Annotated in this window: 13 protein-coding genes; 4 read left to right on the top strand and 9 right to left on the bottom strand. The window is 43.1% G+C overall.

Annotated elements, in window-relative coordinates:
- Nucleotide 1 precedes the first annotated feature (1 nt).
- The 9 genes from ACFWMP_RS21430 to ACFWMP_RS21390 all read right to left on the bottom strand — a co-directional run bounded on the left by ACFWMP_RS21430 (nucleotide 2) and on the right by ACFWMP_RS21390 (nucleotide 10,274).
- Nucleotides 2-1,060 carry a copper amine oxidase N-terminal domain-containing protein gene (locus ACFWMP_RS21430; RefSeq protein WP_379424661.1) on the bottom strand — a complete coding sequence of 353 codons (1,059 nt, stop codon included), beginning with the start codon at nucleotides 1,058-1,060 and terminating at the stop codon, nucleotides 2-4.
- A 92-nt stretch (nucleotides 1,061-1,152) separates the two neighbouring features.
- The gene (locus tag ACFWMP_RS21425) at nucleotides 1,153-1,899 is read right to left on the bottom strand and encodes a uracil-DNA glycosylase family protein (RefSeq protein WP_339244028.1); all 747 of its coding nucleotides are present in this window, start codon (nucleotides 1,897-1,899) and stop codon (nucleotides 1,153-1,155) included.
- A 20-nt stretch (nucleotides 1,900-1,919) separates the two neighbouring features.
- On the bottom strand, nucleotides 1,920-3,143 hold the full coding sequence (locus ACFWMP_RS21420; RefSeq protein ID WP_379424660.1) for an amidohydrolase: 1,224 nt from the start codon (nucleotides 3,141-3,143) through the stop codon (nucleotides 1,920-1,922).
- A 109-nt stretch (nucleotides 3,144-3,252) separates the two neighbouring features.
- A complete protein-coding gene (locus ACFWMP_RS21415) occupies nucleotides 3,253-4,932 on the bottom strand; it encodes a methyl-accepting chemotaxis protein (RefSeq protein WP_379424659.1) in 1,680 nt (559 codons plus the stop codon).
- A gap of 2 nt (nucleotides 4,933-4,934) precedes the next feature.
- A complete protein-coding gene (locus tag ACFWMP_RS21410) occupies nucleotides 4,935-5,699 on the bottom strand; it encodes a polysaccharide deacetylase family protein (RefSeq protein WP_339244033.1) in 765 nt (254 codons plus the stop codon).
- The gene (locus tag ACFWMP_RS21405; RefSeq protein WP_042192898.1) at nucleotides 5,699-6,301 is read right to left on the bottom strand and encodes a YkoP family protein; all 603 of its coding nucleotides are present in this window, start codon (nucleotides 6,299-6,301) and stop codon (nucleotides 5,699-5,701) included. Before ACFWMP_RS21405 ends, ACFWMP_RS21410 begins: the two co-directional genes overlap by 1 nt.
- Before the next feature lie 26 nt (nucleotides 6,302-6,327).
- Complete coding sequence (locus ACFWMP_RS21400; RefSeq protein WP_042192900.1) at nucleotides 6,328-6,924, bottom strand: sensor domain-containing protein; 597 nt, start codon at nucleotides 6,922-6,924, stop codon at nucleotides 6,328-6,330.
- Between the two features lie 196 nt (nucleotides 6,925-7,120).
- Nucleotides 7,121-8,908 carry a helix-turn-helix transcriptional regulator gene (locus ACFWMP_RS21395; RefSeq protein ID WP_042192901.1) on the bottom strand — a complete coding sequence of 596 codons (1,788 nt, stop codon included), beginning with the start codon at nucleotides 8,906-8,908 and terminating at the stop codon, nucleotides 7,121-7,123.
- 187 nt (nucleotides 8,909-9,095) lie between these two features.
- Entirely contained in the window at nucleotides 9,096-10,274 is a 1,179-nt protein-coding gene (locus tag ACFWMP_RS21390) for an outer membrane protein assembly factor BamB family protein (RefSeq protein WP_379424658.1), read from the bottom strand.
- Between the two features lie 164 nt (nucleotides 10,275-10,438).
- Here ACFWMP_RS21390 and ACFWMP_RS21385 point away from each other — a divergent pair, with 164 nt between their 5' ends.
- The 4 genes from ACFWMP_RS21385 (at nucleotide 10,439) to ACFWMP_RS21370 (ending at nucleotide 13,615) form a co-directional block, all read left to right on the top strand.
- A complete protein-coding gene (locus tag ACFWMP_RS21385; protein WP_052404462.1) occupies nucleotides 10,439-10,669 on the top strand; it encodes a hypothetical protein in 231 nt (76 codons plus the stop codon).
- 82 nt (nucleotides 10,670-10,751) lie between these two features.
- Nucleotides 10,752-11,366, top strand: coding sequence for a LysE/ArgO family amino acid transporter (locus tag ACFWMP_RS21380; RefSeq protein WP_379424657.1), 615 nt, complete (start codon nucleotides 10,752-10,754; stop codon nucleotides 11,364-11,366).
- Between the two features lie 239 nt (nucleotides 11,367-11,605).
- The gene (gene guaC / locus ACFWMP_RS21375; RefSeq protein WP_042192907.1) at nucleotides 11,606-12,589 is read left to right on the top strand and encodes a GMP reductase; all 984 of its coding nucleotides are present in this window, start codon (nucleotides 11,606-11,608) and stop codon (nucleotides 12,587-12,589) included.
- Nucleotides 12,590-12,724: 135 nt separating this feature from the next.
- Nucleotides 12,725-13,615, top strand: coding sequence for a diacylglycerol/lipid kinase family protein (locus ACFWMP_RS21370; protein WP_339244045.1), 891 nt, complete (start codon nucleotides 12,725-12,727; stop codon nucleotides 13,613-13,615).
- Nucleotides 13,616-13,634 lie beyond the last annotated feature (19 nt).

The raw sequence follows: 13,634 nt of genomic DNA, 5'->3' as shown, positions 1-13,634 counted from the left end.
ATTAGTTTTCTACAACGATTTTGGTCGCTTGGCCGATAGGTGGCAAGCTCTTGGTCAACATCGGACCGTAGAACGCATACACTTTGTCACCTTTTTTCAGCTCACTTATGGCAATCTTCTGATTGTCTTTCGTGCCGAGAATAGTCGTAGTATCTGAAGTATTTAGAACAATCGTCTCGAAGGAAGAATCACTGAGCTTATCGCCTTTGATTACAACGCGGGTCGTACCATTATCTGAAGGAGTAACCTCTTCGATCACGCCAACTGTTCCCAAGGTCTGCTGATCGGGAGCTTGTTCTTTCACAACAATCTTGATCGCGCACGCCAATGGAGGCATGCTCATAGCCATGACCATACTGTGCTCGACCTCGATGGACATGCCTAGCTGCAGATCAGCAAAGGTTAGCTTCTTATTATCAGCAGATACGATTTCCGTTTCATCAGAAATGCCTAGGCGAACGCCATGACCATAGCCGTTGAGGCCGATTTCAACATTTTTTTCGCCCTTATAGATACTAGTGATTGATCCTTGTTTGATCGTGTCTGAAGCGGTCTCTCCATTGCCTTGTTCCTTGGAATTAATCGATATGGTTCCAGTTGGGCCTGCGACTACTTCAAGCTTCAATACTTTTTCGAAGAATGATAATGGAACGTAGGTTTTGCCATTCTTTAGCTCCGGTACAGCACCCAGCGAAAGAATTGTTGTACCATTACGGTAAGCATCTTTTGCAATTTGAAAGGACATCGACTGGCTATCTTTCTCAAGACCTAGCGATTGAAGGCTTTGAGTCCATGTTAGCTTGTATCCAAGCGCTTCAGCTGCTGTACGGATTGGGATCATAACTTCCTTGCTTGAACCTACGTATAGCGGAACATCGACTGGGGAGTAGCCGTTACCATCAATGACTAGCACATATTTTAGACCACCATAAGAATCCTGCGGTACTGAGGAATTAGTCGCTGGTTTGACTGGAGCTGGCTGGATTGGAGCAGCAGAGATGACGTTCGATGCTATGAGCGTGCCAGCGAGGACCGCTCCGATTACTTTGAATGTTTTCATAGTGAATTATACCTCCTGAGATGAATGAAATTGTGCTACTCTATCATTCTTAACGTGAGGTCCAGGAAAAATGTTGCGATAAGATCAATCACTCAGACGTTCCATAAATGATCTTGGAGCGTCTTTGTCATGTCCTCTTGCTGGCTGGCAAACTGCTTAAATCTATGTCCGTTCGCTCCAGAAGGATGAGGAAATCCCCATAAACAGCGGTGATCATCGAGCTTACCCTCAGATACCAAAAGCTGGAGCATTCCCTCCACCGTTTTTCCTAGAGGAATAATTAAAGCTTGGCTCAGGATGCCCAGCTCCTGCTCTAACGACAATAGCGTACATTCTCTAAGGAACGGATCTGAACGTAGCTTAGGATGTGCCCCATTATAATTTTTCTTCTCTACGAACACAGGAAAACGCAATACAGAGGTGGTATGCAGGTTCGTTTGCTGCTTCTGAAACAATTGGTCACAAGAGGTAAGGTTCAAGTACTGATGAAGCCCAAGTGTATCTAGCATGTGAATTAACGTACTTCTCATGGAGCCTGCGAACCTCGCCGCTTCTTTTGCTTTTCTGCATACCTCTTCATCTGAAAGCCCGGCTTTCAACCCAATAACTGCTTCTTGTATGGCTATTCTCATTTGTGTAAACCCGGGCGTTAGTCCGATAATAATCACCTTTGCAGATGGATTAATGTATTCATTGTGCGGTGCATAGTACATTTCAAGCTTCCCGCTTCGCTTCATTAGAAGCTTATCCACCTGCAGATCATCTTTCGATAGCACGGTCCCCTTCGGAAGAGAGAGCATCGCTGATTTATACTGTTGTAAATGGTTAGAGATGAGCATGTCATCCACCTCTCATGTCCCTATAATGATCCACTCACGAGACGCCCTTCGAACCATACCGCTTGACGGTCCGCTCTTCTTGCTACTGCTTCGGCCGAGCAGCTGGCATGCAGCAGCACAAAGCTTGCCGTGTCTCCTACTTTTGGCCATACCTGTTCACCTTTTAGATTAAGAGGCGTTATCCCTCCTGTTATGAATCTAAGGGATTGCGATAATGACCGTTCATCACTACACCCATATAACTCTGCGTACCGTCCCGCCTTCTCCAATTGATCTCCATTTCCAAAAGGAGACCAGTGATCCGTAAGGCTGTCTGTTGCCAGTTTCACTTGTACACCTTGGCTGTGCAGCATCGGTAGTGGCATCATCATTCTTCCGATAGGTACTGTGGATGCAATCCCCATACCAAGTGATGCCATCCGTGCAGCCATTTCTTCTGCTTCCTGCTGCGATGCACCTGCGAACCAGAATGCGTGACTAACGGTCACCTTGCCCTGTAAGCCAGCTTCTTCTGTGAGATCAGCCAAACGCGACAGCGTCTGCTTTCCTGCTTCTTTTCCATCATGTAAGTGAAGATCAATGCCAGCATTATTCATTATCGCTAGCTCGACCATGGTCTGGAGTGACTTCTCGATATCTCCATCCACTGAGTATGGATCGACACCACCTACATAGGTTGCCCCCTCTGCTAGGGATTGCTTTACTAATTCAACAGAATTAGAGCGAAGCAGACCATGCTGCGGAAAGGCTACAATTTCAGATGAAATTTTGCCGGAGAAGGTATCCAATGCTTGCAGGGTTGCCTCTAAACGCTTCAGACCGCTGACAGGCTCAATATTACAATGACTACGCACATGTGTGGCACCGAAACGCTGTATAAGCGTCAAGATGCTCTCCGCTTGTTGTCTCGCCATAGGCAGCAGCTTAGGCAATAATACCTTCTCTTCCTCAATGCGTTCAAAGACACCGGCAGCAGGCTTTACCGCTTTCCATGGTCCAGCGAAATATGTTTTATCTAAATGGATATGCGCCTCCTCAAAGGAAGGAAGCATCAATAACCCTTTGCAGTCATATTTAGGTAGATGACTCTGAAGCTCTACGTCCGCTCCAACCACTTCCGAAATCTTATCCCCGTCAATTCGGATATGACAAACCTTCGTATCTGTACCAACCACTTGTCCATCCTCAATAACATAACCCTGCTCTAATCTTATATTGGTTAACCAGTAAGAAGCATTCAACATGCTACCCCATCCTTTTCTCAACGATTTAATATAGGTGCAAACCACTTTATCCTAAATGGTACCATAGCCTTCCTATATAAAAAATGTTTGAAAGGTTTTTAGCATAAGACTATATCGTAAATATCCCAACTTCTAACTTTAAAAATACAGATAACTCGCTGAGTTCTCTAAGTTTGGTCGTCATCTCATCGATAGTCGCAAGTTGCTCCTCCGTGGAAGCCGCTACTTCCTGTGAGGACGATGCCGACTGATCAATGAGCTGCGAAGATTGCACTAGAGCCTTTAATGATTGATGTGACATTGTAGACAGCTCACCAAATATGCCTTGAATGCGCAGCGTGCTTTGGGTTGTTAGATCAACCTTCTGAAAGATTTCCTCCAGAGATTGTTGCCCTTGTAATACTAAATCATTCTGTTGATTGACCACTTGTTGACTCGATTCCATCGTTTTGACCGCTGCATTCGTATCCGCTTGAATTGCGCCAACAAGCTCGGCAATCTGCTCGGCTGCTCTTTCGGAACCTTCAGCAAGCTTACGGATCTCTCCTGCAACTACTGCAAAACCTTTCCCTTGCTCTCCAGCGCGGGCCGCTTCAATGGCTGCATTTAGCGCGAGTAGATTCGTCTGACTAGCCAATTCGGAAATCACGTTAATGATCTCACCGATTTGGCTGGATCGGCTGTTCAACTGTGCAATGGTTTCTGTTGAGCGCTCAATGGAACTAACCATAGTTTCCAAGTGATCTACAGATGCCCGGTTTGCACGCTGGCCAGTTTGCACCGCTTTTATTAAATGATTGGAATCGCTAACTGTCTTTACCGTTTCCTGCATAATTTCCTCAGAGATTTCCCCTGTCCGTTCCATCATCGTGAGTACTTGCCGCACATGATCTGCTTGCTCCGTCGACCTCACAGCCATATCCGTAATAATCGTGGTAATTTGCTTGGATGTCTCATTTGTCTGCTCTGCTGAAACTTGAAGTATTTCTGCATTTTCATTCAGATGATTGGCCTGTGAAGTAACATTCCCGACGATGGCCCGAATGTTATCCAGAAACTGATTCATGGAATACGCCAACATCCCAATCTCATCATTACGCTTCATGTCCAGCTTCTTAGTCAGATCGCCTCCGTGTTCAACAAGCTCCATTACATGCTCATTAATTCTTCGCAGCGGTCGTACAATAAGTCGGGTTAAGATAATGAAGAGTAAGACAATAAAAATAATCAAAGCGATAACAAAACCGCCAATAATTAAATATTGGTTGTTCATCATTGGCTCCAAGATCTGTTCTACAGACATCACTAGCACTAGCTTGTAATCTGTATCGCCGATCCTTGTAAAAGCATAAACATTCTTCGAGTCCTCCGTACCACTAGTTCCCGTAGATTGTGCTATGACCTGACCAACCTTCTGCAACTGTATGTCCGGTTCATCAAATATAGCTTTACCTATATCGTGCTTAGGGTTCTGGCTTGCTACATATCGACCAGCTTTATCTATGACAAAATAATAACCTGCATCCTCCTCACTCATTTCAGCCAAGCTCTTCTGAAAATCATTCGACAATCGACTATTCAGTTTAGTAGAAGTAAGCTCCACCTTATAGTTAAGCTTTTGTTCAACTTCATGACTGAGAATTTCATTAAACTTAGAAAATGTGTACATACATAGACCTGCAAAAATCAACACCATGTATACTACAGAAACGGTCATAACGATGGTTCGAACGGTTTTCTTCTTCAATGTCTGAATTCCCTTCCAATCTAGTGACATCATGTCATCCATAGCTACAGATTAATCTGACCGTGATGTTTGACGCTGGATCTAGCTTCTCCAATGCGATTAGCTTCCTTGTTCAGTAGCTCATCCACTCGATGGCTCTTCAGCCCCCTTCTAGGAATCTCCTTTAAGACCTCTTCCAGTCCGGTGATCATGTTCAGCGGTGCTTCTCGATCTGCCCCCGGTGTATCACCATTGTCGTGCAGAACGATGATAGAACCGGGTTTTATCTTTTTCAATAAGTCATGCTTTATTTGGGCTGCGCTAACAGACGCCTTCCAGTCTCCCACCATTACAGACCACAACACTACCCGATAAGAACGTCTAAGAAAGACAAGATCGCCTAAATTAAGGAGCCCCCATGGTGGTCGATACAAGATAGGCCGCTCTCCTGTAATCCGCTCGACAATATCAGCTGTTCGATCTACTTGCTTCCTTCTATTCGTCCATGGAGAGTAAATCCAGTTAGGCGTATGTGTATAATTATGAATGCCGATCTGATGTCCTTCACGGTGCATTCGCTGGATTAAATCCGGGAATTGCTCAGCCCTTTTGCCTAATACGAAAAAAGTTGCTTTAACGTCATGTTCATGCAGCAAGTCCAATAATTCAGGGGTATAGCATGGATCTGGCCCGTCATCGAAAGTAAAGGCAACTTCCTTCGCGGCATTTCCTCTGGATACAACTCCCCATCCCAATATTCGAGTAATCACAAACGGAACAATCATATAAAGAATAATCGCATCTATAGCTAAAATAAGGAGCGTCCACACTAGGAAACCGCCTCTTTCCTTCGAGGAGCAAACCGCGCTTTCAAAGACTGCTTACTAAGTACGAGCATCTTAGGAGACAACTTCTCCGTGCTGTCCTCAACGCGATGTTTCCCTTCCGGATGCAGCATCCGAAGTAAGAACCGAAGATAGATTCCGAACCATCGCCGCTGCCATTTGGACTTGATAGGATGCTGCTCAAACCCTATTCCATGAATGATCCCCCGGTGAAGTAGCGTAATCCCCGTTAGCGCCTGCACTTTGCTTAGTTCTGGATTGCTATCTAGTTCACGACTAATCTCCTTCATGGCCTCGCGAAGCATACGTGCAGTTCGAATTCCGGCCCGATCAGCGCCCAGGGTACGCGTAAGCTGCACTACCTGACGATTATCCAGATGAAGTTCACCCACCCAATCTCCGGGAAGAATCTGATGTCCATCTTGGCAGACTATACTTTCACCGTGATACTTTAACACGACCAATTTACATATCCCGTATCTCCACACAGACTGGCTGCGGAATTTGGTGACAATAGCAAATAGATTCTCCCACATCATCCAAAGAGATTGCGAGAATAATTTTATAAATGAAACTGAGGCTACCATTAATCTTCCTTCTTTCGTGTAAAAGTTTATCTTCTAGCAAAATCTTTCACTAAACGCCGCGTATACCTGCCGATCATCTTTACTAAACCGTTGCCAAGATAAGCACCTATCCAAAGAGATACCGCGCCTAACAGCATGAACAGAAGTGAGGTGTTGAGTGTTTTATTTTCAATCCCGAATAACGATATAGAAGAGATATCGATGAAATACAAGATAGGGGACAACAAGAGAATAATAGGGGACAAATAAAAAAGAGTTGCACATATGAGACTGAGCATTCCAATTCCAAATTGCAGCATTAACCCTATAATTGCTCTCCAGTTATGCTCATCGGACAGCTCCGCCTTAACCTTTTCCCATATGTTTCCTTGTTCTTGAGATCGAGTTGGAAGCGTCCGAACGGAGATATCCGTATAGACTTTCGTTCGAATTCGCTCATGTTGTAAAAAGGTTTCGGTAGAACGCAAAACATAATAAAGGATCGGAATCCCTACTATGGTGAAGGACATCGCGACCCCAAAAGTGATGCCTACCAAATAAAAGCAAAAGTAAAATAGCCCTGTGGCAAAAGTAATTAATAAGAAACAGAAATTCCTCACATGCTTCCGGATCATTTGACTCATATTCTCCTCTTCCTCTCTGCACTAAAAATTTGTTCATCTTTGTAAATCCTATGTTAGAGCTCCTGATGTAAAATCGACCAGTGCCATAATGTCATATGACAGTTATTTCATACAAAAAAGCACCTTTCGCCTACTCCCACAAGGGAAAATAGACAACAAGGTGCTCGCTCTACAATTTCAGATCATTCGGTTTTAGTTATTCCAATGTGCCAAAGGCTTTCTCAACAGCCTCTTCGCGATTCCGTACACCCAGCTTAGCATAGATGGTAGAAGCGTAATTTCTCACCGTTCCATCAGACAAATACAATTTAGCTGCAATGGATTTATAACGCATGCCCTTTGACAGGCATTCTAGAATTTCCAGCTCGCGCGGGGTCAGCCCATACTCATTACTCTGCTCAGTCTGCGCTTCAGAAGTTGGATGCATCTCATAATGATCAATTAATACATTCGTAATAGCTGGTGTTATCATCTTCACACCCCGATGTACGAGACGTATCCCTTCGAATAGCTCCTGCGGTTCAGTAGACTTTAACAAGTAGCCATCTGCCCCGTTTTGCAGTGCTTCGACTGCCAAATCCGTTTCTTGAAAAGTAGTCAGGATCAGCACTCGTACCCCTGGCCACTTTTGCTTAATAAGCTTCGTTGCTTCCGCACCGTCCATGTCAGGCATATTTAAGTCCATCAGCACCACATGAGGCTGTTCCTGCTCACAGAAGCCTACTGCTTGTTCACCATTCTCAGCTAACCCAATGATCTCAAAATCGGGCTGCTGCTCTAAAATAATTCGCAGACTATCCCGGATATAAGGTTGATCATCGACCAGCAATAAGCGAATCATTTCCTCCTGTATCTCTTCAAGCCTTGGTAAACTACAGGTCACTAAGGTTCCTTCCCCTGGCTTAGAGTAGAGATACACTTGGCCTTGCAGGTTGGAAGCACGTTCCTTCATCGCGTTCACACCAAATCCTGCTTTTAAATCTTCAGTGCCTAATCCATTATCCTGCACTTCCAGTCGAATTAACTTCTCCTCGTAATGCAGGGTGATGACAATTTCACTGGCTTGACCATGACGAACAGCGTTGGTTATCGACTCTTGCAAACATCTATATAAGGTCATTTTAGCCTGCTTGGATATTGTATAAGCCTCTCCGAACGTTCTTAGACGAACCTGAACCTTCGAAAAGGTCTGGAAATCATCCACTAATTTCTGCAGGGACTGCATAAGCGTCAATGAATCCTGCGAAGAGCCCACATGGTGCAAATATTTACGCACATCATCCAAGCCATTGCGAGTTAGCTTTAATAAGGAATCTATCTTTTGCTCTCCTTCAGAGGTATTCACCTCCGTACGTAAAGTCTCCAGCCCCATAAGAATTGAAGTATAAGAATGCCCTACAGTGTCATGCAAATCTTTGGATAATCGATCTCTTTCCTCCAGAAGGGTCATACGCTCGACTTGTGAGATATACTGCTCCAGGACAGCATTCTGGTTCTTAATAATCCCGTTCTGCTTATGATTCACCACCAGCAAGTGAAAAGCGAAGCCAATCGTATACACCAAGCCAAAGTTCACAATCATCGATATAGCATCCATTTGTTGTGACAATTTAGATAACATTATTGGAATCAAGATCACCGTGATCGGAGCTGACCAACGATAGGACTTCTGTGCACTATTGCTGGCAATCATAAAAGCAATTGGCAGAAAAGTTACATACGAATCAGGAAACAGAGCAGCCAAATATAAGCATAGACCACCTGAAAGAAGGATCTCCGCCATCAGATAATACTTATAATGCAGCTGCAAACAAAACCAAGGCACTGAAAAAGAGATCACACCCCAAACAAACACGATCCAGAAAGGAATCGTAAAGTCCTCCGAGAGGTAACACATCGTAACTATAAAAGAAGTAGAAAAACAAATCCGAAACAGGAGGACGAGCCAATCGTACCAGAACCACTGTTTGACCAGATTAAACAAGACATTGCCCCCTATAAATTCTGCTGACTAGACCCTTATTATAGTGTAACCCCCTGAGGCCTTACTAGTTACAAAAGGTCATGAGATGGGATGACATTTATGCTAGGGGTGTAATTACAGAATAGAAAAAAAGATACCATCCCTTTAGGGGCAGCATCCCTTGATCAATCCTAATCGATTTCTGGAATTAAAACTTAATTCGTGAAAATCCATTGTCTGTCATTACATACCCCACGCCATTGCCTACATAGTTGAAATTAAAATCATCCTTCAGCTTAAAAGTATAATCTACTGCGAGCGTTTTAGGATTTAAAACATATGTGGTGGAACCCGGGAAGCCAAGCTCAATATTACCATCCTGTAATCGGCCCAACGATACAAAAAATTCTGTCTCATCTTTAAGCGCTACCGACTTAACCAATCCTTTGACATTATATAGAGACAGCTTGCCATTGGCATAAACCCCATAAACTTCACCAAGTGAGGATACGACAGCATCACCTGCGATATCTCTTCCCCACAGTAGATTACCTTTAGAGTTGAATCCGAATAACCGATTCCCTGTCTTTGGTATATTAGTACGGATTAGTACTGTTCCATCGGAAAGCACCTGATTGTAAGACACTTCAGTGTACGAATCGGCTGGCATTTGATATGTAAACACTGAATTTAAGGAAGAATCGAGTGCCTGGATACGTGAGCCTTTCCCACCACCGTAATTCGTTTGAATTAAGACACGATTTCCTTGCGCCAATACCGTTCCTTTATAAGAAATATTTTTTACTTTGGTACCACTTTTATTAATTAAAGTTAGTGACCCGTTATAATTCCCATTGTTATCAAAATTACCTTGGGATGCAAAGACTAAACTCCCGTTATCAAGTCTATATAAGTATCCCTCTGTCTGAGACAAATTCACTTTCCATTTCCGTTTTCCGTCTGGTCCCACCGCATAGATCTGAGTTGCGTCAGGTGAAAGATTATCTGTAAAGGTTATGTATACCGTTCCATCTGGCGCCACTAAATAATCTTTCGATTCACGAAACATCGCTGTGCCCGGGTCTGCAAAATTAACTGACCACTTTAGCTTCCCTGTCTGTGTATCATAAGATTTCAGCGTATCAACCAACCATACCTTAGTTTGGGTAGCATGCTCTTCCTTAGTGTGGAGATACACTGTATTTAATGATGGAACCTCCACGGGACCCCCTTCTATGCTTTCTAATGCTCCCACAACATTCAGCTGACTCCATTGGGGGCTAGGTAATTTCGTTACTGTTCCAGCGGCCTCTACAACATTAAAAGATAGCGTACTGGCGGTAATCAGCAAGAGCGCAAGAAGACCTGTAAATATTCCTTTTTTCAAAAAATATCAACCTTTCTTTCCATAAATAGTATGTATCATGTTACTTTACTACCTTTTTTAAGGGACAACAAGATTATATTAATCATCTTTTTTTATAAAGGCATAAATTGTATGATAGTACATATTGTTTAGCCAGAAATTATGGATGAAGGGGTCGATAACCAATGGGCGAGAATATCCAGATACAAAATGTAATGGATCAATTAAACAAATGGCTCATTAAATCACCTCAAGAAATCAGACTTATGTCAGAAACAGAAGTGACAGAGCGCCCCCAGCCGCATAAATGGTCACGAAAAGAAATATTAGGACATCTATGTGACTCCGCGATCAATAATCTTGAACGATTCATCAAAATTCAATATGAGGAGCAACCATACGTCCTGCATGGTTGATTCAAGACTATCTAGAACATATGGAGCACCATATTCAAAAGCAAATTTTATAACGCATTACTCATCACCGGAGGACACAATTATGTTAGCCGCACTACTTCACGGAATCGCCTTAGCCTTTGGATTAATTCTTCCGCTTGGCGCACAAAATGTTTTTGTATTTAACCAAGGGGCCTCACAGCCACAGTTTAAAAAAGCCATCCCAGTTATTATTACGGCTGCTTTATGTGACACCCTTCTTATTTTATTAGCCGTCTTAGGTGTTTCTGTTCTTGTGTTTGCCATCCCTGTTCTGCAGACCACTTTATTTACTGTGGGACTTGTATTCCTTTTGTATATGGGATGGTCCATCTGGAGAAGCACACCTACCTCTTCATCCCAAGACGCAGCACCTCTATCTTCAAAAAAACAGATCTTATTTGCGATGTCCGTTTCTTTATTAAATCCACATGCTATCCTGGATACGATTGGGGTTATCGGCACCAGCTCCCTTAGTTACACGGGCATAGACAAAGTTACATTCGCCGTTTCGACTATCCTGGTTTCTTGGATTTGGTTCTTTGGGCTTGCTGTAGCAGGAAAGACCGTAGGACAAATAGATTCAAGCGGCAAAATCATGCTGATCATTAATAAGATCTCTGCGATTATCATTTGGATCGTTGCAGCGTATATTGCTTACAAGCTTTTTCAAATGTAATTAAGAAAGGTCATCCCTATAGGGATGGCCTTTTGTTAATATCTATACATATTCTTGTCCCTACATTCAGTTCACTATATGAATCATTACCCGTACACCAAATCGTCGTATAATTAAGTCCAATTTACACCATAATGTACTAGAATTTTGACTTCTTGTTCGGAATGCTGTACATTACAAAGTGGACGAACAATAATCAAACCAAAATACTATAATGTTCGCATTTAGAGGTGTATATAATGAAAAAAGTATTCGATTATGAAGATATTCAGTTAATTCCTGCAAAATGTATCGTAAATAGCCGTTCTGAGTGTGATACAACAGTCACCTTAGGTGGTCATACTTTTAAATTACCTGTAGTACCTGCAAATATGCAAACCATCATAGATGAGAAGATCGCCAGCTTCTTAGCCCAAAATGGCTACTTCTACATTATGCATCGTTTTGAGCCGGAGAAGCGTACGTCTTTCATCAAGGACATGCACACCCGCGGATTAATCGCATCCATTAGTGTCGGAGTCAAAGAAGAAGAATACGATTTCGTTGAACAATTAGCTAACGAACAGTTGATTCCGGAATTCATTACGATCGATATTGCACATGGTCATTCCGAGGCTGTCATTCGAATGATCAAACATATTAAACAATATCTACCTGCTAGTTTCGTTATTGCTGGAAACGTGGGAACTCCTGAAGGCGTTAGAGAATTAGAGAACGCTGGGGCCGACGCTACTAAAGTGGGAATTGGACCAGGGAAAGTATGTATCACGAAGATTAAGACAGGATTCGGAACAGGTGGCTGGCAATTAGCCGCACTACGCTTGTGTGCCAAGGCTGCAAGTAAGCCTATTATCGCTGACGGGGGCATTCGGACACACGGCGATATCGCCAAATCCATTAGATTTGGTGCTTCCATGGTCATGATCGGTTCCCTATTTGCTGGGCATGAAGAATCTCCTGGTGATACCATCGAGATTGATGGAAAGCTGTATAAAGAGTACTTTGGCTCCGCTTCTGAATACCAAAAAGGTGAAAAGAAGAATGTTGAGGGCAAAAAAATTGTTGTCGAGCACAAAGGTGCTTTAGCAGAAACGTTGAGAGAGATGGAGCAAGATCTTCAGTCCTCGATTTCTTATGCTGGAGGCAATAAATTAGAAGCTATTCGTAAAGTCGACTATGTTATCGTTAAGAATTCCATTTTTAATGGTGACAAGGTCTATTAACAAACATAAAAGAGGTGAGTAAGACGACTTAGGTCGTTCTTGCTCACCTTTTTTTAGGTTGTTATGATTTCTGCTATACCACTTTGGGGTAATCATCTAATAGGCTATTAGATTGAACAAGAGAGGATAATCCCTATGCGGCAAGCTATGATTATTATTAACCCCTCATCTGGTAAAGAAGAAGCTGGCGAATATGTCAGATATGCAGAAAGAGTTCTAGCTGATCAAGGCTACTTGGTTACGATTAAGGAGACGGCAAAAGAACTAGATGCAACTCGTTATTGTATCACTGCCTGTGAGGAGTGTTACGATCTAGTCGTCTCCATTGGCGGGGATGGCACGCTTCACGAGACTATTAATGGTCTTATGAATCAGAAACAACACCCAAAGTTAGGTGTAGTCCCTTTAGGAACGGTTAATGATTTTGCCCGCGCGTTACAGATTCCGCTGAATCCCGAAATAGCCATTCAAACCCTTGCTTCTTCTAACGTAAAGACAGTGGATGTTGGTTGCTTGAATGACCGCTTATTTGGCAACGTTGTTGCAGTAGGTTCAATCGCCGGATCTTTATCCTCCGTTTCAATCGAAGAGAAAACTAAGCTCGGCTCTTTGGCATATTTGAAAGAAGGCCTAAAACAACTTACAAGCACCTCCCCCCACCCTCTTGTCATTCATTATGACGAGAAGACATGGCAAGGCGATTCCCCGCTTTTTCTCGCCGTGTTAACCAACTCCGTTGGCGGATTCGAGAATCTGATACCTGATGCTGAGGTTGACGATGGTCTGCTTCACTGTTTTATTATTCAAGACCTCAGTATACTCAATACCATTACAGCCAGTATTTCTTTACTACTTGGCAGCCTTAAGGATCATAAAGACGTTGTCTATTTCACGGCCCAAAATGTGACTGTGAGCTCTCCAGAAGCCGTAAAAACCAATGTGGATGGTGAAGAAGGTCCGATTTTACCAATTACGCTAAGTGTTCTCCCTCGTCATATCCAAGTCATTGTACCGGAAGTGGACTAACAAATAAAAAGCAGTCCGG

Source organism: Paenibacillus sp. NPDC058367 (genome assembly GCF_042723305.1).
GTDB lineage: Bacteria > Bacillota > Bacilli > Paenibacillales > Paenibacillaceae > Paenibacillus_AQ.
Note: the sequence above shows the minus strand (reverse complement) of the source record. Positions and strands in the feature narration are given on the sequence as shown.